This is a genomic window from Bacillus sp. Root920, from assembly GCF_001429445.1.
GTDB lineage: Bacteria > Bacillota > Bacilli > Bacillales > Bacillaceae > Bacillus > Bacillus safensis.
In genome coordinates, this window is sequence record NZ_LMJV01000001.1 from 805,849 (window position 1) to 824,842 (window position 18,994).

The 18,994-nt window shown below is 44.2% G+C and carries 18 protein-coding genes; all 18 read left to right on the forward strand.

Annotated features, from left to right (window positions below):
- The first annotated feature begins 73 nt into the window (after positions 1-73).
- The 18 genes from ASE42_RS03695 (at position 74) to nikE (ending at position 18,986) form a co-directional block, all read left to right on the forward strand.
- The gene (locus tag ASE42_RS03695; protein ID WP_024423528.1) at positions 74-805 is read left to right on the forward strand and encodes a YveK family protein; all 732 of its coding nucleotides are present in this window, start codon (positions 74-76) and stop codon (positions 803-805) included.
- A complete protein-coding gene (locus ASE42_RS03700; protein ID WP_024423527.1) occupies positions 795-1,478 on the forward strand; it encodes a CpsD/CapB family tyrosine-protein kinase in 684 nt (227 codons plus the stop codon). Before ASE42_RS03695 ends, ASE42_RS03700 begins: the two co-directional genes overlap by 11 nt.
- A 164-nt stretch (positions 1,479-1,642) precedes the next feature.
- Entirely contained in the window at positions 1,643-3,517 is a 1,875-nt protein-coding gene (locus tag ASE42_RS03705; protein WP_056765742.1) for a polysaccharide biosynthesis protein, read from the forward strand.
- Positions 3,483-4,631, forward strand: a complete 1,149-nt coding sequence (locus ASE42_RS03710; RefSeq protein ID WP_056765743.1) for a glycosyltransferase family 4 protein — start codon at positions 3,483-3,485, stop codon at positions 4,629-4,631. Before ASE42_RS03705 ends, ASE42_RS03710 begins: the two co-directional genes overlap by 35 nt.
- On the forward strand, positions 4,624-5,463 hold the full coding sequence (locus ASE42_RS03715) for a glycosyltransferase family 2 protein (RefSeq protein ID WP_056765745.1): 840 nt from the start codon (positions 4,624-4,626) through the stop codon (positions 5,461-5,463). The genes ASE42_RS03710 and ASE42_RS03715 overlap by 8 nt, the downstream gene beginning before the upstream one ends.
- Positions 5,456-6,586 (forward strand): glycosyltransferase family 1 protein, encoded by a 1,131-nt coding sequence (locus ASE42_RS03720; RefSeq protein ID WP_056765747.1) that lies wholly within the window; start codon positions 5,456-5,458, stop codon positions 6,584-6,586. Before ASE42_RS03715 ends, ASE42_RS03720 begins: the two co-directional genes overlap by 8 nt.
- 14 nt (positions 6,587-6,600) lie before the next feature.
- A complete protein-coding gene (locus tag ASE42_RS03725; RefSeq protein WP_025094022.1) occupies positions 6,601-7,704 on the forward strand; it encodes an EpsG family protein in 1,104 nt (367 codons plus the stop codon).
- 27 nt (positions 7,705-7,731) lie between these two features.
- Positions 7,732-8,754 carry a glycosyltransferase family 2 protein gene (locus ASE42_RS03730; protein ID WP_056765749.1) on the forward strand — a complete coding sequence of 341 codons (1,023 nt, stop codon included), beginning with the start codon at positions 7,732-7,734 and terminating at the stop codon, positions 8,752-8,754.
- Between the two features lie 5 nt (positions 8,755-8,759).
- Entirely contained in the window at positions 8,760-9,788 is a 1,029-nt protein-coding gene (locus ASE42_RS03735) for a polysaccharide pyruvyl transferase family protein (protein WP_056765751.1), read from the forward strand.
- Between the two features lie 28 nt (positions 9,789-9,816).
- The gene (locus ASE42_RS03740; RefSeq protein ID WP_056765753.1) at positions 9,817-11,331 is read left to right on the forward strand and encodes an MATE family efflux transporter; all 1,515 of its coding nucleotides are present in this window, start codon (positions 9,817-9,819) and stop codon (positions 11,329-11,331) included.
- Positions 11,332-11,351: 20 nt separating this feature from the next.
- Positions 11,352-11,945 carry a sugar transferase gene (locus tag ASE42_RS03745; RefSeq protein ID WP_082580715.1) on the forward strand — a complete coding sequence of 198 codons (594 nt, stop codon included), beginning with the start codon at positions 11,352-11,354 and terminating at the stop codon, positions 11,943-11,945.
- On the forward strand, positions 11,908-12,594 hold the full coding sequence (locus ASE42_RS03750; protein ID WP_056765755.1) for an acetyltransferase: 687 nt from the start codon (positions 11,908-11,910) through the stop codon (positions 12,592-12,594). The genes ASE42_RS03745 and ASE42_RS03750 overlap by 38 nt, the downstream gene beginning before the upstream one ends.
- Complete coding sequence (locus ASE42_RS03755) at positions 12,594-13,772, forward strand: DegT/DnrJ/EryC1/StrS family aminotransferase (RefSeq protein WP_056765756.1); 1,179 nt, start codon at positions 12,594-12,596, stop codon at positions 13,770-13,772. The genes ASE42_RS03750 and ASE42_RS03755 overlap by 1 nt, the downstream gene beginning before the upstream one ends.
- A gap of 149 nt (positions 13,773-13,921) precedes the next feature.
- Positions 13,922-15,544 carry a nickel ABC transporter substrate-binding protein gene (nikA, locus tag ASE42_RS03760; protein WP_041107862.1) on the forward strand — a complete coding sequence of 541 codons (1,623 nt, stop codon included), beginning with the start codon at positions 13,922-13,924 and terminating at the stop codon, positions 15,542-15,544.
- An 18-nt stretch (positions 15,545-15,562) separates the two neighbouring features.
- Positions 15,563-16,507, forward strand: coding sequence for a nickel ABC transporter permease subunit NikB (gene nikB / locus ASE42_RS03765; protein WP_056765757.1), 945 nt, complete (start codon positions 15,563-15,565; stop codon positions 16,505-16,507).
- Positions 16,504-17,337, forward strand: a complete 834-nt coding sequence (gene nikC / locus ASE42_RS03770) for a nickel ABC transporter permease subunit NikC (RefSeq protein WP_056765758.1) — start codon at positions 16,504-16,506, stop codon at positions 17,335-17,337. Before nikB ends, nikC begins: the two co-directional genes overlap by 4 nt.
- 4 nt (positions 17,338-17,341) lie before the next feature.
- Positions 17,342-18,157, forward strand: coding sequence for an ABC transporter ATP-binding protein (locus ASE42_RS03775; protein ID WP_056766845.1), 816 nt, complete (start codon positions 17,342-17,344; stop codon positions 18,155-18,157).
- A gap of 13 nt (positions 18,158-18,170) precedes the next feature.
- Positions 18,171-18,986: a nickel import ATP-binding protein NikE gene (nikE, locus tag ASE42_RS03780; RefSeq protein WP_056765760.1), complete on the forward strand. Its 816-nt coding sequence runs from the start codon at positions 18,171-18,173 to the stop codon at positions 18,984-18,986.
- Positions 18,987-18,994 lie beyond the last annotated feature (8 nt).

Consider the following 18,994-nt stretch of genomic DNA (forward strand, 5'->3'; position numbering starts at 1 on the left):
TATCTTTTATAATCCAATCATTAACAAAAAGAAACCATATATAACCTTTTTATGATGAAATCGGGAGGTATCTATGAATGAGAATATAGGTTTTAAGCAGCTGTTTTCTGTCATTAAAGAGAAAATGGCCCTTCTGATCCTGATTGTCCTGATCGTAACGGGCATTTCAGCCTATTATCAGTTCTATGTCTCGACTCCTGTATATCAGGCAACCACTCAAATTCTTGTTCATAAACGCAGCAATGACGCACAAGCAGATTTAAACGATATTCAGATGAACCTTCAATATACACGTACCTTTCAAGTTTTATTAAAAAGCCCAATCGTCATTGAAAAAGTAAAAGAAACACTCCATCTCACAGAATCAGCAGAAGGACTAAAACACAAAATTGCCACAAGTACAGAAAATGAGTCTGAGGTCATCAATATTTCTGTACAAGATGAGGATCGCGCGAAGGCAGTCGCCATTGCGAATACCGCAACAGAGGTGCTGCAAGAAGAAATCAAAAAAACAATGAATATGGATCGCATTAATGTTTTGTCTGAAGCCAAGCTGTCTAACACGATTCTGATGAATTCAAGGAAATTCGTTCATATCGTTCTGGCACTAGGCGCCTCTTTATTAGGGGGCATGACACTCATTTTCTTAATGAATTTACTCGATGATACTGTAAAACGAACACATCAAATAAGAGAAGAGATCGGATTGCCGTCGCTTGGCAGTGTCTATCAGATGCAGGCAGACAGGAGGGCCAAAAAAGACAAGCAGTCCGTCATAACGGGAGGACAGAACATTGATCTTTAAGAGGAAGAAAAGAGAAAAGAGAGATTTATCCTGTATTTCTGTATTAAATCCTCACTCTGTCATTGCGGAACAATTCCGTACGATCCGAACAAACATCGAATTCACATCGATCCAAACAAGGCTGAAATCGATATTAGTGACCTCCTCCTTACCGAAGGAAGGGAAATCATTTACGGCTGCAAACTTAGCAGCTGTTTTTGCACAGCAGAATAAGCGGGTGCTGCTCATGGATGCTGACTTGCGAAAGCCGGCCGTCCATGAATATTTTGACTTGAGTCATCATACCGGTTTGACGAATGTGCTATTAAATAATTGCAGCTTGGAAGAAGCTATTTTACCGACACCGATTGAGCATTTAGAGCTGCTTCCGAGCGGAACCATTCCGCCGAATCCAGCTGAGCTGCTCTCCTCTTCTGTAATGAAGCAGTTATTTTATGAGATTGAACAGCAATATGACATGGTGATTGTTGATTCCACGCCGCTTCTGCCAGTTGCAGATGCAAAGATCTTGGCGAACCGGACGGATGGGAGCATTCTCGTTGTCTTAAGCGGCAAAACAAAGATTGCTGCTGTGAAGAAATCAAAAGAAGTATTAGAAGGAACAACAAGTAAACTGCTTGGAGCTATGCTAAATGGCAAGAAAGAGAAAAAGGGCAGGCTGTACATGTATTAAAAAGATTGATAGGTGATGTCTCCTAATCTTTAACAATGGAGGCACTCGATCCTGCTGTGGGCATAACCGTGCCTTAGATGCTCGTCATCAGTAGTGGGATGTGAGGACGGGTTTGATGCCCATGTTACGTAAGAATAGTGATGCTTTAAAAAGGGGGAGGAGCGTTGACTTACGCCCAAAGATTATCAATCATCGTAGCACTAGATTCATATCTCATCTTAGTTGCCGTCTTTTTTGGTTTTCAATTTGTCCAAGAGGCGGCTTTAACCGTTTATACATTTGAAATGCTCGTCATTTCTTCACTCAGTCTGCTCATTGGGCACCATCTATTTGCCTGCATGTTTCATGTGTACAAGCAAGTATGGGCTTATACAGGAGTAAGAGAGTTATTTTCTTTAATGAAGACCTTTGTGTGTTCTTTTTTATTTTCGATGACGATGCTGTACCTTTTCGTGCAGACATGGCCATTTCGGTTTTTATTCATCGTGTGGCTTTTTCATATCTTATTCATCGGTGCATCTCGTATGGCTTCTAGGTTATTTCATGACGGGGCCAAACGGCTTCAGGCAGAAAAAGAGCGGGCCTTAATTATTGGTGCCGGATCAGCAGGAACCATGCTCGTTCGTCAGCTTCAGCAATCGAGTGATGTACATATTGAGCCAGTCGCCTTCATCGATGATGACAAGACGAAACATCGGCTTGAAATTATGGGTCTGCCTGTTATAGGAGGAAAAGAACAAATTCAAACAGCTGTCGTGATGATGGATATTCAGAAGATTATCATCGCCATTCCGTCCAAAAGCAGCCACACCTTAAAAGGGCTGTATAAGGAATGTGTCGCGACCGGAGTCAAAACACAGATCATGCCGGAAATGGAGCAGATTTTAAAAGGAACCCATGCGCTGAATCAATTACGGGATGTACAGCCAGAGGATTTACTAGGGAGAGAACCGATTCAATTAGATACGAGCCGTCTATCTGCTCATTTAAAAGGAAAAACGATCATGGTCACAGGAGCAGGCGGATCAATTGGGTCAGAAATCTGCCGTCAAATTTGTGTGTTTGCTCCTCAAGCGATTGTACTTGTGGGACATGGAGAATTTAGCATTCATTCTATTTTACTAGAGCTGAAAGAATTATATGGAGGCAGCATCAGACTCTATCCACAAATTGCGGATATTCAAGATAAACAGAAAATGAGTGAAATCGTTGGTCAATTTCAGCCGGATATGATTTATCATGCTGCGGCACATAAGCATGTTCCGCTCATGGAGATCAGTCCGAAAGAAGCTGTGAAAAACAATATTATCGGGACAAAAAATGTCGCAGAAGCCGCACACGAGCACGGCATTGAAACATTCGTCCTCATCTCATCTGACAAAGCGGTCAACCCTGCCAATGTGATGGGAGCCACAAAGCGGTTTGCTGAAATGCTGATCATGCAAATGGGGGCAAGCAGCGAAACAAAATTTGTTGCCGTTCGATTTGGAAATGTACTCGGAAGCAGAGGGAGCGTCATCCCTATTTTTAAGAAACAAATCGAGCAAGGCGGGCCGGTGACGGTCACGCACCCAGCCATGACAAGATATTTTATGACCATCCCAGAAGCATCAAGGCTTGTGATTCAGGCAGGTGCACTGGCAGAAGGAAGACAGATTTTTGTTTTAGATATGGGGGAGCCAGTGAAAATCGTGGACCTCGCAGAAAACCTCATTCACCTCTCAGGCTACACCACAGACCAGATTCCAATCACTTTCACAGGCATTCGTCCTGGAGAGAAAATGTACGAGGAATTACTCAACCAGCATGAAAAAGCACAGGAGCAAATCTTCCCGAAAATTCACATCGGCCATGCGCTGGATGGTGACCCATATGTGCTGAACCGTTTTATCCATGAATTTGACATGATGAGTGAAGAGCAGATGAGACAAGCATTATTTGCTGCCATTGAGTCGCATGATATGTTGTCCGATCAGATGACACGAGAGGAGGAAGCGCTTGCCAATGAAGAAAAAAGTCTTGTTTTGCGCAACGGTTGATTATCACTTTAAGGCCTTTCATCTTCCGTATTTCCGGTGGTTTCAGGAACAAGGATGGGAAGTGCATACAGCGGCAAACGGCCAGCTGAAGCTGCCCTATGTGAATCAAGCTCACTCAATTCCGATTCAGCGCTCTCCTTTTCATGTACGCAACCGGCTTGCGTATGTAGAACTGAAGAAGCTGTTAGCGAAAGAGCACTATGATTTCATCCATTGCCACACACCAATGGGAAGTGTCATTGGCAGGCTCGCAGCCAAAGGTACGCGCAAAAAAGGAACGAAGGTTCTTTACACGGCACATGGCTTTCACTTTTGGCAGGGGGCGCCGCTTCAAAACTGGCTGCTCTATTATCCAATAGAGAGATTTCTCGCCCGCTATACAGACGCTCTGATCACCATTAATGGAGAAGATTTTAAAAGAGCCGACCGTCTATCAAAAGAGCGGACATCTGTTTATTATGTGCCCGGTATGGGTGTGGATATGAAGCGGTTCGCACCTGTCGATGAAAAAGAGAAGCAGAGCCTTCGCGCAGCCTATAGCTTTTCCTCGGAAGATTTTATCGTGCTGTGTGCTGGTGAATTAAATACGAATAAAAATCAAGGGATGCTCATCAAAGCATGTGCACAGCTGTCTAGGAAAATACCAAATATAAAGATCGTATTTGCCGGGGAAGGGACAATGGGGCCGAACTATGAAAAGCTTACCCGCCAGCTCCATCTTGAAAATCATGTCCACTTTGCTGGGTTTTGCAAACAAATGGAGGAATGGATGCATATAAGCGATGTATGTGTTTCCACCAGCTTGAGAGAAGGGCTCGGCATGAACCTGCTTGAAGCGATGTCGGCAGAAAAACCTGTGGTTGCAACGGAGAATAGAGGACATTGTGAGCTTGTCAAACATGGCGTCAATGGTTTTTTAGTTAAACCGCAAGATGTGAATAGTTTAGCTGATTACTTGCAGCAGCTCTACGACAAAAAAGATCAGCTGCCCCTCATGGGAAAAGCGGGACGTTCTATGGCTCATGCATTTGCACAGGAGCAGACGGTCAGGGCAATGGAAGAAATTTATACAATCTATATGGATCAAGCAGAGAAGGTGATACAGCATGCATAAACCAAAGGTGTCTATGATCATGGGCGTCTACAATTGCCAAGAGACAGTAGAAAAAAGCATTGAATCTATTCTTCATCAAACATATGAAAACTGGGAGCTCATCATATGTGATGACGCATCAACAGATGGCACTTACGAGAAAGTGCTGTCTTATACAAAACGACATCCTGAAAGAATTCGCCTGATCCGCAATAAACAAAATCAAAGACTCGCTGCCAGTCTCAATCGCTGCCTGGCTGAAGCGAGGGGAGAGTTGATTGCAAGGCAGGATGGCGACGATCTATCAGTGCCTGTTCGTTTAGAAAAACAGGTTCATTTCCTCGATACATATCCTGAATATGATGTAGTCGGTACGGCGATGACGGTTTTTGATGAAACGGGAACAAAGGGTGTGCGGGCACTTGTTTCAGAGCCTGATCGGAAGGTGTTGGCAAGAGGGACTCCTTTTTGTCATGGGACCATTATGATGAGGGCTTCTGCTTACAAGGCTTTACAAGGCTATCGTTCTGTAAAAACAACAAGGCGGATGGAAGATATCGATCTTTGGATCCGCTTTTTTGCTGCTGGGAGGAAAGGTTTTAATTTACAAGAGCCGTTATATCTGGTGAGAGAGGATGAAGCGGCCTTTCAGCGGCGGAAGTTTCGATATTCGATGGATAATGCCTGGCTCGTTTTGAAAGCATGCTGGCTATTAAAGCTGTCGCCGCTTGACTATTTATTTGCTCTAAAGCCAGTGGTCCGTGCCTGCTTGTCACCGAAGATCATGAAGCTTTATCATCGCCGGAAGCTGGCGTCGTCTATGCTGAAGAGGAGGGCGGTTCAAGATGAGTGAGCCAAAGCGCGTGCTTCATATTGTGGGCGGGATTAACCGCGGCGGAGCTGAAACGATGATTATGAACATCTATCGTGCACTCGACAGAAATGTCCTTCAATTCGATTTCATTACCCATCGGCAGGACGTCTGTGATTATGATGAGGAAATTCGCCGGCTTGGAGGACGCATCTTTTACGTCCCAAGTATTGGGGCGTCCTCTCCGGTTGCTTTTGTGAAAACATTGACCAAGACAATTAGGCAAACAGGGCCCTATCAGGCAGTGCATGCACATACGGATTTTCAGACGGGTTTTTCCGCACTTGCCGCCAAACTAGCGGGTGTAAAGGTGCGCATTTGCCATTCACATAATACAGCGTGGAAGCAGTCGCCAAACTGGCTGGATCATATGATGCTCAAAGGATTTCGCCAGCTGATCTTTGCATTCTCTACACAGCTTGTTGCATGCGGCGAGGATGCCGGTGTCTTTTTATTTGGACAGAAAAAAATGCAGAACGGGCAAGTTGAGGTGCTTCCAAATGGGATAGATTTATCCCTTTTTTTTCAGCCTGATCCAGACGAAAAGGCAGAGATGAAAAAGCAGCTCCATCTTCGCGAAAAAAACATGGTCATCGGTCATATTGGGCGGTTCCATGAGCAAAAAAATCATGTTTTTTTTATGGAGCTGGCACAGACCTTAAAGAAGCAAGGGGTTTCATTTCAGCTTGTCCTCGTAGGAGATGGACCACTGAAGCAAGTAGTCGAATCGTATGCAGAGAAGGCAGGTTTGATGGAGGACATTGTCTTTACAGGCGTCGTATCAGACGTTCCACAGTATATGAAAGCATTTGATGTATTTGTGATGCCTTCCTTGTTTGAAGGTCTTCCGCTTGTATTAGTGGAAGCACAGGCGTCTGGTCTGCCTTGTGTGATTTCAGATCATATTACAGAGGAAGTAGATTTGGGCTGCGGGCTTGTGAAAAGGATGTCCCTGCGAGATTCCGCGCATGAATGGATGAAGGCGGTGCTTGAAGCATATCATGCAGAACCTCCTCTTCAAGAGACCATTACCTCTCAGCTTGAACAAAGAGGATTTGATGTGAAACAGAATATTACACGTGTGATGAATCTATATGGACTGTAAGGAAGGAAGGGCAGATGGCGGTTTATTTGGTAAACATGATCATGGTCTATTTATGGTCGAGCTTTGCCGCATTTTACGGCAGGCGTGATGATACCATTCAAAGCGGATGGCGGCCTAATAAGCTTCTGGTGTTTTTTCCGTTTCTGTTTCTTTGTATCGTAGCTGGTATTCGGTATAAAGTAGGAACCGATTTTGTCACATATGGCCAGATGTATGAGTTCTCCATCAACTACGAAAAGCCTTGGCATATATTCGGCTTCGGTGTGGATAAGGCCGCAACGGATCCAGGGTTTACGTTTATTTTATGGATGCTTAATCAATTGTCTCATGATCCGCAAATCATGTATATCTCAGTTGGAGCCATTACTTATTTTTTTATCATCAAGACGCTTATTCAATATGGCCGTCCATTTGAGCTGAGTATGCTGCTTTTTCTTGGGACCTTTCATTATTATGCGTCATTTAATGGCATGCGCCAGTATATGGTGGCAGCGATTCTTTTTTATGCCATCCGGTTGGTGATCAATGGTCAGTGGAAATTGTATTTTCCGCTCGTCCTTGTATGTTCATTGTTTCATTCATCCGCTCTCATCATGATTCCTGTGTATTTTATTGTGAGAACAAAGGCTTGGTCTTGGATGATGCTGGTCTTATGCCTGGTGTTCTTAGGCTTAACCGCTCTTTATGACCGTTTTGTCTCGGTGTTTGTCGTGATGCTGCAAGGCAGTTCATATGGTCATTACGAGGAATGGCTCACAACGAATACGAATGGAATGAATGTGACAAAAATCGGTGTCTTGATTTTGCCGCTTCTGCTTGCTTTCTTTTATCGAAAACGACTTCGTGAGCTGACGCCTGAGAGTGATTACATTGTGAATTTTTGTTTGCTTGGTTTCTTGTTTGGCATCCTTGCAACGAAGGATGTCATTTATGCAAGATTTCATATTTATTTTGGCTTGTATCAGCTCATTTTACTGCCATATTTCACACGCATTTTTGATCAGCGGTCTAATGTGTTTATGTATGTAGGGATTGCTGTTTGCTATATTCTGTACAGCATCATGCTGATGCCGTTCGATTCTTCGGTTTTGCCGTATAGAACGATATTTAATAAGTAGATTTGAAGAAAGGTGGGGCATGTTGTAATGCCAGCTATCAGTCTATTGGTCGCAGTTTACAATACGAGTCAATATGTGGAGCAATGTCTTCAATCAATTGCAGATCAAAGTTTTTCCGATATAGAAGTCATTCTTATCAATGATGGATCGACCGACCGCAGCGGTGAATGGCTTGAAGCATTTGCTGAGCGTGATGAGCGTTTCCGGGTAATCCATCAATCCAATCAAGGGTTAGGCGCTGTGAGAAACCTGGGCATCGAGGAAGCGAAAGGGACGTATCTCGCCTTTGTGGATTCAGATGATATTCTCGCTCCTCATTACTGTGAAGCTATGTATGAAAAAGCCGAAATGACCGGGGCAGATCTTGTTGTGAGCGAGTATTGGATTCAATTTGAACAGTCAAAGCGAACGATAGCAACGACGCTGTTAGACAAGCGCTCAGCCGAAAAAACGGATGTAATCAAAGCGTTATTACACGGAGACTTGACTGGATTCTCATGGAATAAGCTGTATCGGCGTGCCTTTATGGAAAAACACCACATTCGATTTCCGCTGCGGGGTGAGCTTGAAAACATTGAAGATCAATATGTGACGCTGCGCTGTTTTTCTTTAGCACGCAGCATCGCCTTTGTTCATGAGCCTCTTTATTATTACAGGGTTCATCTGTCATCTATTGTACAGCGATATCAGAAGCAGTATTTTCATCATGGACTGACCTTTTATCATGCACAGCGCTCTTTTTTAAAAGAGCATGATGACATCTCTCTGTATGAGAAAGCATTAGACTTTTTTATCGTCAATCATACGCTTCATTGTATGCTCAACGAATGGAAGAGCCAAAATGATCTATCTATTCAGGAAAAACTTGATCACATGCGTGAAATGGTCACACATGATGCCTTTCAGCATGCCGTCAAACAAGTGGAACCATCGAAGCTCACAGTACGAAAGCGAATGATTTTATTTCTTGCTAAGTGCCGATTGGTTTATCCGCTTTCTGCCGCGGCTTCTAGCTATCAAAAATGGATCGAATATCAGACAAGGAAATAGGGGTGATGGGATTGACAGTGCAGCAATTGAAGGCAAAAACCGCAGAGTGGCTGCTCTTAAAGGTCAAATATCCGCTTGAGTATAGACTGAGCCGCCAAAGGCTGCCAGAGCTGAGTCATCAGAAGAAAATCATTCTCACGCTGCTGCCGGGCCATGATAATTTAGGGGATCATGCGATTGCCTATGCGAGTTATTGTTTTTTAAAGAAACACTTTCCAGCCTATGACATCATAGAAGTGGACATGAAAGAGATCTATCGCCTTGCCCGTCCGCTAAAGCGCAGCCGGCATCCAGAAGACATCGTCTGTATGATCGGTGGGGGCAATATGGGGGATTTATACCGGTACGAAGAATGGACGAGACAATTTATCATCAAGACCTTCAAGTCCTATCCCATGATCCAGCTGCCTGCTACTGTACATTTTACAGAAACAAAGAGAGGGAAACGAGAGGAACGCCGCGCCATTCACACGTATAGTCAGCATCCAAGACTGCTCCTCATGGCAAGAGATCAAACAACCTATGAATGGATGAAGCTTCATTTTCCTGATCAAGATGTGTGGAAACAGCCTGATATGGTGCTGTCATTAGACGAATCATCAAAGGATGAAACACGTGAAGGGGTTCTGCTTTGTCTGCGTGAGGATCAAGAAGCATATCTCACAAAGGAGGAGCGCCAGCAGCTGCAGCAGCATATCCAAGAGATATATGATCAAGTCGGTTTGATCACAACGACAATTGGCAAACGAGTCGATCGAACAACTCGCTTGAAGGAGTTAACGTCTTTGTGGACGGAGTTAAAACAAGCGCAGGTCGTCGTGACAGATCGTCTGCATGGCATGATCTTTTGTGCGATCACTCATACACCGTGTGTTGTCCTTAGATCGTTTGATCATAAGGTGATGGAGGGATTTGAGTGGGTGGCTCATCTTCCGTTTATGACCCTTTTAAAAGAACCAAATGAGGCCGCTGTGAAAGAGGCCGTTCATCAGCTGATGAAAACAAGCGGTCAAAAGGGAGAGGAAGCTGGATGAGGACTCTTAAACGCTGCGTGAAAGCACAATGAATCGAGCGTTTCTTTATAATGCCAGTGCGAACTTAATCACGTTTGTCCTGATGATGCTTATGTCTGTTTGTTTAACACCTTATATTGTTCATACGCTTGGAGTGGAAGCATTCGGCTTAATCCATCTGACGCAAAATATGATCAACTATTTATCGGTCATTACGGCTTCGTTAAGTGCGGTTGTTGTGCGATTTTTTTCTGTGGCGGCTCATAAAGGAGAGATGGAGAAGGCGCAGCGCTATCTCGCTTCCTATTTCGTCAGTTCGTTTTTACTATCTATTAGTCTCTTTTTGCTTTGTCTTTTCGTGTCTCATCAGCTGGTTGAATGGCTTCATGTACCTGTTCATCTCGCAAATGACACACAGACCGCCTTTATTTTAGGGGGTCTTTTATTTATGCTCAATTTCGTCATGTCTGGCATTGGGGCTGCACCGTTTTATGCGAATAAGCTCTATGTATCAAGTATTGGACAGGCGATTCAAATGTTTTTGAGGGCGCTGATGATTGTCATCCTGTTTACATGGACGACACCAGCCATTTGGCATATCCCGCTTGCGGCCGTCATAGGAAGCTTAGCGGCTATGGGAATCGGTATCTATTATTTTAAGAAACTCATCCCTTGGTTTTCATTTAAGTGGCGGCACGTCTCATTATCGTCTAGTCTCACACTTGTTCGATCAGGGATCTGGCATTCATTTGAGCAAATGGGGATTTTGTTGTTTTTACAAATTGATTTATTGATGACCAACTTGCTCATTGGAGCGGAAGCAACGGGCCAATATGCGGCAATTTTACAGTTTCCATTATTATTACGCACACTGGCAGGGACACTGGCCGTTGTGTTTGCACCAACGATCACGAAATTTTATTCGAATCAGGACAAAGAGGGACTCATTCAATATGCTGCAAACGCCATTAAGTGGAGCGGCTTATTTGTTGCGTTCCCAGCCGCACTTCTAGGAGGTCTCGCTGGTCCACTCATGCTTTTATGGCTTGGGCCTGCTTTTGAGGAGCTGAAATGGCTTCTCATGATTCATGCGGCTTATTTATGTTTGACCTTGATGTTTTTACCGCTCACATATGTGCCGACCGTGTTTAATCGATTGAAAGTTCCTGCAGTTGTCACCCTTATATTAGGTGTATCTAATGTGCTTTTTGCCTATGGATTGACTCATATGCTGCAGCTTGGTTTATATGGCATTGCATCAGCGGGGGCAATGGTTTTATTGATTAAAAATATTGTGTTTCTGCCATTTTATACGGCCAGGATCACGAATCAGAAACGCACTATCTTTTATAAACATACACTGGTTCCACTTGCTGGAGGGCTATTTATTTGGGGCATCTGTGCGGGGATTCAGGCGGTATATAACGTGACTTCATGGTGGGAGCTGTTTTGTATTGGAGGGCTTTGTTTCATTCTCTATATGGGCTACTTGTATGTGTTTGCAGGAACGAAACGAGAGCGGATGCAGCTGATGCGTAAGGTAAAACATGCGGTCTCCCGCTAATATGAAAAGGAGATGCAATGATGAAAAGAATGATAGATGTGATGGTGGCATTGACGCTGCTCATCGCAGGCAGTCTTCTTTTACTTCTCATCTATGGACTGATTAGATGGAAAATTGGAACGCCTGTGGTGTTTCGGCAGAAGCGGCCTGGTCTGTATGGCCGGCCTTTTATGCTATATAAATTTCGGACGATGACCGATGAACGAGACGAACATGGGGTGCTGCTGCCAGATCATTTGCGATTAACAAAAACCGGTGCCTTGATTCGAAAGCTTAGTCTTGATGAATTGCCGCAGCTTGTCAATGTACTCAAAGGAGAGCTTAGTCTTGTCGGGCCAAGACCGCTTTTAATGGAGTATTTGCCTATGTATACAGAAGAACAAGCAAGGCGTCATCTTGTAAAGCCCGGCATAACAGGATGGGCACAGGTGAACGGACGGAACACGCTTTCATGGGAAGAGAAATTCACCTATGACCTGTGGTATGTCGAGCATCAATCGTTTTGGCTCGATATGAAAATTTTATGGATGACCTTGCTGAAAGTCATGAAAACAGAGGGGGTGCAGCAGCCGGATCATGCCACAGCTGAAAAATTTAAAGGAACCGATATGTAAGAAGCAAACCATTGGTTTAATTGGGGCCGGAGGACATAGCAAAGTCATCCAAGATCTCATTTTTGCACATGCCGATTACTCATTATGTGCAGTATTAGATGATCATTTTGAAGAGGCGGTCACTCAAAGCGGGATTTTGTATGGACCGATCTCCATGAGTGAGCAGCTGAGAGAGACAATGCCTCATATGAAATGGCTGATTGCGATCGGACAAAATGAGATTAGACAGCTCATGAAGGAACGCCTCTCATTTGAAGACACAGCATATGCCACACTCATTCACCCAGAGGCGGTCATGAGTCCGTCATCTGTCATTGGAAGGGGGACTGTTGTGATGGCAAGGGCAGTGGTTCAAGCAGATGCAGCCATCGGTGAGCATACGATTATAAATACAGGATCTATCGCTGAGCATGACTGTATACTCGAATCGTTTGTGCACCTGTCACCAGGCGCTGTGCTGACTGGCGGTGTATCCGTGCGGGAGGGTGCCCATATTGGGGCTGGTGCTGTGGTGACACCGGGTACAACGATCGGAAGCTGGTCCGTCATTGGCGCTGGAGCGGCAGTGACAAGAGATATACATGATCAGAAGGTCGCTGTAGGAATTCCTGCAATAGAAATCAAAGATCGGAGAGAAGGTGGGAAGTGATGAAAGAAAGGAAGCGAATTTACTTATCTCCTCCGCATATGAGCGGAAAAGAGTCTTTCAAAATAGAGGAAGCCTTCAAGAGCAACTGGATTGCGCCGCTTGGACCGCTTGTGAATGAATTTGAACAGGCAGTGGCGGACTATGCGGGAGTGAAGACAGGAGCGGCTTTATCCTCGGGAACAGCAGCGATTCACCTTGCTTTAAAGCTGATAGGTGTGCAAAAAGGAGACATTGTCTTTTGTTCCACCCTTACGTTTGTTGCAACGGCAAATCCGATTTTATATGAACAAGCGAAGCCTGTTTTTATTGATTCTGAAAGGGAGACATGGAATATGTGCCCGCTTGCTTTAGAGAAAGCCTTTGTTGAATCAAAACGTCTTGGGAAAAAACCTCGTGCGGTCATCGTTGTCCATTTATATGGGCAAAGCGCAAAAATGGACGAGATCATGGCTCTGTGTGAAGCATATGATGTACCAGTCATTGAGGATGCGGCTGAATCGTTAGGTGCGCTTTATAAAGGAAGAAAAAGCGGCTCAATGGGCAGGTTCGGTATCTATTCTTTTAATGGAAATAAAATCATTACAACATCAGGGGGCGGAATGCTTGTGAGTGATGATGAAGCTGCGATTGAACGATGCCGCTTTCTTGCTTCACAGGCCAGAGAAAAAGCGATGCACTATGAGCATCAAGAGATGGGATACAACTATCGCATGAGCAACCTCTTAGCAGGAGTCGGGATTGCTCAAATGGAAGTGCTGGACGAGCGTGTTGAACAAAAGCGCCGCATTTTCCAGCGTTATCAGGACGCTTTATCAGAAGCAGAGGGACTTCATTTGATGCCAGAATATCAAGAAACGAAATCCAACCGCTGGCTGACGGCATTGACCATTGATCGTGATAAACAATTGTCTCCAGCAGATATCATTGGTGCTTTAGAAAAAGAACAAATCGAAGCAAGGCATGTATGGAAGCCGCTGCACCAGCAGCCGCTCTTTCGTCATTGCCCTTTTTATACTGCGGAAAAAGGCACTCCTGTATCTGAGCTGTTATTTGAGCGGGGGCTTTGTCTTCCGTCTGGAACGAGCATGACAGATGCAGATCAGGAACGTATCATCCATATACTCCATGACATGCTGCGAGAAAAAACATTTACCTCTTCACAGGCTGCTCATTCATAAGCAGCCTGCCTCTCTTTCTATCAAATTCCTCAATTTATGGAATAAATCGGAATAAGTATTGTCATTTCGTTTCAAATATGATATTGACAACGGCTTCCTTCCTCCTTAAAATGAAAATGATTATCAGCATCAATTAGGAGGAGCAACTTATGTCTATTTGGAGAAATTTTCCGAAAATTAAAATAAATTCAGTATTACCATTCCTGCTTATTTTCTTTTTACTAGTAGGATGCTCTCAAACAAACAATGGAGCAGAAGGCAATAAGGATCATCCTGATATGATCACAATGGCGTGGCCAAGAGATATTGGTGAAATGAATCCACACGTATACAACCCATCACAATTATTTGCGCAATCAATGATTTATGAGCCATTGGTCAGCTATCAAAAGAATGGTAAGCTGAAACCTGAATTAGCGAAATCATGGGATGTTTCAAAGGATGGCAAGGTGTATACGTTCCATTTAAGAGACGGAGTGACTTTCTCAGACGGCTCTGAATTTAATGCGGACATTGTCAAAAAGAACTTCGATACAATTTTAAAAAATAAAGATTTACATAGCTGGTTAGGTGTCATTAAGAAAATCAAAAAGACAGAAGCCGTTGATAAAAAGACATTTAAACTCACATTAACAGCACCATACTATCCAACTGTGCAAGAATTAGCCGTTGTTCGTCCAGTTCGTTTCTTAGGTGAAGCAGGTTTCCCTAAAAACGGAGATACGTCAAAAGGAATTGAAAAACCAGTGGGGACAGGCCCTTGGGTTTTAAAAACATATAAGAAAGATGATTATGCCATTTTCGAACGAAACGATCATTATTGGGGAGAAAAACCAAAGGTAAAAGAAATCAAGGTAAAGGTCATCCCAGATGCGGAAACGAGAGTCATGGCATTTGAAAAAGGTGATGTGGATTTACTTTACGGAGAAGGAACCATTAGCCTTGATTCTTACAAACAGCTGGAAGCAAGCGGCAAGTATGAAACGAAAATGTCAGAGCCTGTTGCAACGAGACAGCTTGTTATGAACACAAAAGTGGATCAGCTGTCAGATGAGAAAGTGCGTCATGCCCTTCAATATGCCTTCAATAAAAAATCAATGGTAGAAGGGGTCACCTCAGGTTTAGAGGATGAAGCAGATCACATCCTGCCGACTAACATGCCGTATACGTCACACATTCAAGTGAAGTCTTTCAAATATGATGTGGACAAAGCCAAAGCATTGCTGGATGAAGCGGGCTGGACACTTCCAAAAGGAAAATCCGTTCGTGAAAAAGATGGGAAAAAGCTTGAGTTTAGTATGATGTATGACTCAGCGGAATCGATTCAAAAAGCGATGGCGGAAACGCTGCAAGCAGAATGGGCAGCCGTTGGTGTCGGCGTCAAGCTTGAGGGTGTGGATTTGGCCACACAGGTTCAACGCTTTAAAGCCAATAAGTTTGATATGAACTTCTTTAGCAACTACGGAGCGCCGTATGATCCGCATACATTTATGAACGTTCTTTCATCAGATGGTTTTGGATTCAAAGAAGCCATTTCAGCCTATCCAAATAAGGAAAAGCTGATCAAAGAAATGACGGAAATTCCATCCACAACAAATGAAAAGAAACGCAAAGCACTGTATTCGTCTGTCTTATCCTCTTTACAGGATCAAGGGGCAATTGTGCCAATCTCTTATTTTAAAAAGACAGCCGTTTATCAAAAAGCTGTGAAGGACTTTGAATTCCCTGCAAATCGTGATGAACATCCTTTCACAGGCATTAAGCTGAAGTAACAGAAGGAAGGTAAGGAAATGGGCCGCTATATCGTCAAACGAGTGCTATCAATTATTCCTGTATTTTTATTAGCCACACTGCTTACAACTGGTATGATTCACCTCTCGCCAGTTGACCCGGCTGAGGCATATTTAGCAGCGGCTCATATCCAGCCTACGGATGAAATATTAGCGCAAAAACGAAGTGAATTCGGCTTAGATGAGCCATTTTATATGCAGTATCTTCATACCATTGAAAAAGTCATCTACCTTGATTTCGGCCGGTCGTATATGTCCAATCAGCCTGTCGTTGATGAGGTGGTTTATCGAATACCGGCGACAATTCAATTGGCGCTTACCAGTCTGCTGATCGCTATTTGTGTCAGCATTCCGCTCGGCTTTTTCAGCGGCATGAGGAAAAATGGTGCCGTTGATCATGTGAGCCGGCTCATTTCTTTCTTAGGAGCATCTATCCCGACGTTTGTCTTGGGGTATTTGCTCATCTTCTTTTTTTCAGTGAAACTTGACCTCTTACCAGTTGAAGGGATTGGAACATGGGAGCATCTCATTCTGCCCTCGATCACACTGGCAGTCCCTTTAATTGCTACGTATACAAGGCTGTTACGGTCAAGTGTGAGTGAGGCGCTTCAAGAGCCTTTCGTTCAATATGCGAGAATCAGAGGGTTGAAGGAACAATCGATCATGTTCAAGCATGTGTTCAGAATTGCGATATCGCCGATGCTGACCGGACTAGGGGTGAACCTTGGCAAGCTGTTAACCGGAACCATTATTGTAGAGGCCGTTTTCTCATGGCCAGGGTTTGGCCGCTTTTTTATTGAAGCGATCTTTAACAGAGATCTGCCTGTCATTCAATTTTATGTCCTCATGTCGGCATGTATTTTTATCTTGAGCAGCTTGATCGTTGACTTAGTTCAGCTGATCATAGACCCCCGTATTTCTAGAAAGGAAGGCCGCCAGCAATGATGACAAAAGTAAAACATCTCATCGCTCATCAAAAGATGATCTCGATCTGCGCTTTGCTGCTCGGTCTCCTGCTCATTGTCACAATATGTGCACCATGGATCGCTCCACATGATCCGGCTGCTGTCAATCTAGCAATGAAGCTAAAGGGATCTTCGTGGGAGTATCCTCTTGGAACAGATCAATTAGGGCGGTGCAATTTATCTCGTATTTTATATGGTGCGCGTGTTTCGCTCGGCTGTGCGTTATTAATCTTTCTTTCTTCGTTATTCATTGGTTTAATTGTCGGCCTCTTTTCAGGATACAAAGGCGGCTGGATCGATCATGTTTTGATGAGAATCTGTGACGGCGTCATGGCATTTCCCAACCTGGTGCTGATCCTTGGATTAGTCGGCATCTTCGGTCCGGGACTTCCTCAAGTCGTACTTGCTTTGATGCTTGTGCAATGGGTATATTATGCCCGCGTCTTCCGAGGAATGGTGCTCAGTTTAAAAGAACAGAACTTTATAGCAGCTGCAAAAATCAGTGGGACCTCGCATTGGAACATTATGAGAAAGCATATGATTCCCAATGTCCTGCCGCCATTAGCAGTCATTGGAACACTCGAAATGGGCTGGGCGATTATGGACATTTCTGCGATGTCTTTTCTCGGATTAGGGGTTCAGCCTCCTATGCCTGAATGGGGAGCGATGATTCATGAAGGGAAATCTTACATTCAAACGAATCCTCAGTTAATGCTGTACCCAGGTCTTGTGATCATGGCTGTGGTGGTTCTGTTTAATTTACTAGGAGAAGCCCTTTCAGAGAAATATGGCATCAAACGCCGTGTGTAAAGGAATGATCAATGTGCAAGAGTCCATTTTACAAGTAGAGAACCTGCATGTGCAGACGAAAACACCTCAAGGGACAACCCCTCTTATTCAAGAAGTCTCGTTTGAAGTAGGGCGCGGTCAAATCCTTGGATTAATTGGTGAGAGCGGCTGCGGGAAAACAGTGACGAGTATGTCGATCTTGCGTATGCTTGATCGAAAAACAACGGAAGTCACTGGCAGTATCACATTACAGGGACGAGAATTGATCGGTATAAGTGAAAAGGATATGCGTTCCATTCGGGGCAAAGACATCTCGTATATTATGCAAAATCCAATGAACAGCTTTACGCCGGTATGGACAATCGGCCATCAGCTGGTTGAAACGATCCGCCGGCATACGGCTGTCAGTAAAAGGCAGGCACGATTACAGGCAATAGATGCGTTAGCGAAAATGAATCTGCCGCAGCCAGACCAGCTGTTCAATAAGTATCCTTTTGAATTAAGCGGAGGGATGCTGCAGCGTGTCATGATCGCCATGGCTGCCTGTATGCACCCGCCCCTCATCATTGCAGATGAGCCGACAACTGCATTAGATGTACACAATCAGAAACGGGTGCTTCAGCATCTGAACCAAATTCGTCATGACTATGGAACGGCCATTTTACTCATTACCCACGATCTTGGTGTCATTGCTGAAATGGCAGATCAAGTTGTCGTCATGAAACAAGGAGAAATTGTTGAAAAGGCAGGAGTTCTTGAACTCTTTGAACAACCAAAGCATGATTATACAAAAAAACTATTAGCAGCTCGTCCATCGATCCCAGCTGTTTGCCCGATTTGAGGTGAGAAGGCCCTTGTATTTATTAGAAGTGAAAGCAGTCAGTCATGCATACAACAGTCGGTCGTTTCTAATGAGAAATAAAAGCGCAGCCCCTGTCCTGAAAAGCGTCGATTTGAATATTGAAGAAGGCACATGCCTTGGGCTGCTGGGACAAAGCGGCGCAGGGAAAAGTACACTTGGCCGCATCATACTTGGTTTAGAGAAACCAAGAGCTGGGCAGGTTCTTTTCGAAGGTCAGGATGTCTATCGTGCAGATCAGCAAACACGTAAGCATTTTCGCCGGCATGTGCAAGCGGTGTTTCAGGATTCCTATTCGGCGGTAAATCCAAGGTGGACAGTCGAACAAATTTTATCTGAGCCGCTTGAAAACTATGAATCCATGAGCAGGAAGGAACGTAAAAACGTGCTGATTCACTGGCTGGAAAGAGTCGGGCTCGGTGAAACGGATTTGTCTAAATATCCACACCAATTCAGCGGCGGCCAGCTGCAAAGGATCAACATTGCTAGAGCTTTATTGCTCCAGCCAAAGCTCATTGTACTTGATGAATCTGTCAGCAGCTTAGACATGGTGACGCAGGCTGTCATTTTAGATTTATTAGTAGAATTAAAGAAGGAGCTGGGTGTGGCTTACTTATTTATTACACATGATATAACAGCAGCCTATCACTTATGTGATCAATTGGCGATTCTTGATCAAGGAGAGCTTGCTGCCCAATTTCAATCAAAGGATGAATTCTTTTCATCAGAAGAGGAAGCGGTGCGGAAAATGAGAGATGCAATGCTCGCAGACCATCCTTTGTCACGAACGATTGGCAGACCGGTTCAGTAAAACTTCAT

What these genes read in the sequence shown, in the direction of transcription:
- ASE42_RS03695 (WP_024423528.1), top strand. Translation starts at nt 74, where the DNA reads ATGAATGAGAATATAGGTTTTAAGCAGCTGTTTTCTGTCATTAAAGAG.
- ASE42_RS03710 (WP_056765743.1), top strand. Translation starts at nt 3,483, where the DNA reads ATGAAGAAAAAAGTCTTGTTTTGCGCAACGGTTGATTATCACTTTAAG.
- ASE42_RS03715 (WP_056765745.1), top strand. Translation starts at nt 4,624, where the DNA reads ATGCATAAACCAAAGGTGTCTATGATCATGGGCGTCTACAATTGCCAA.
- ASE42_RS03720 (WP_056765747.1), top strand. Translation starts at nt 5,456, where the DNA reads ATGAGTGAGCCAAAGCGCGTGCTTCATATTGTGGGCGGGATTAACCGC.
- ASE42_RS03725 (WP_025094022.1), top strand. Translation starts at nt 6,601, where the DNA reads ATGGCGGTTTATTTGGTAAACATGATCATGGTCTATTTATGGTCGAGC.
- ASE42_RS03730 (WP_056765749.1), top strand. Translation starts at nt 7,732, where the DNA reads ATGCCAGCTATCAGTCTATTGGTCGCAGTTTACAATACGAGTCAATAT.
- ASE42_RS03735 (WP_056765751.1), top strand. Translation starts at nt 8,760, where the DNA reads ATGGGATTGACAGTGCAGCAATTGAAGGCAAAAACCGCAGAGTGGCTG.
- ASE42_RS03740 (WP_056765753.1), top strand. Translation starts at nt 9,817, where the DNA reads ATGAATCGAGCGTTTCTTTATAATGCCAGTGCGAACTTAATCACGTTT.
- ASE42_RS03745 (WP_082580715.1), top strand. Translation starts at nt 11,352, where the DNA reads ATGAAAAGAATGATAGATGTGATGGTGGCATTGACGCTGCTCATCGCA.
- ASE42_RS03750 (WP_056765755.1), top strand. Translation starts at nt 11,908, where the DNA reads ATGCCACAGCTGAAAAATTTAAAGGAACCGATATGTAAGAAGCAAACC.
- ASE42_RS03755 (WP_056765756.1), top strand. Translation starts at nt 12,594, where the DNA reads ATGAAAGAAAGGAAGCGAATTTACTTATCTCCTCCGCATATGAGCGGA.
- nikA (WP_041107862.1), top strand. Translation starts at nt 13,922, where the DNA reads ATGTCTATTTGGAGAAATTTTCCGAAAATTAAAATAAATTCAGTATTA.
- nikB (WP_056765757.1), top strand. Translation starts at nt 15,563, where the DNA reads ATGGGCCGCTATATCGTCAAACGAGTGCTATCAATTATTCCTGTATTT.
- nikC (WP_056765758.1), top strand. Translation starts at nt 16,504, where the DNA reads ATGATGACAAAAGTAAAACATCTCATCGCTCATCAAAAGATGATCTCG.
- ASE42_RS03775 (WP_056766845.1), top strand. Translation starts at nt 17,342, where the DNA reads ATGATCAATGTGCAAGAGTCCATTTTACAAGTAGAGAACCTGCATGTG.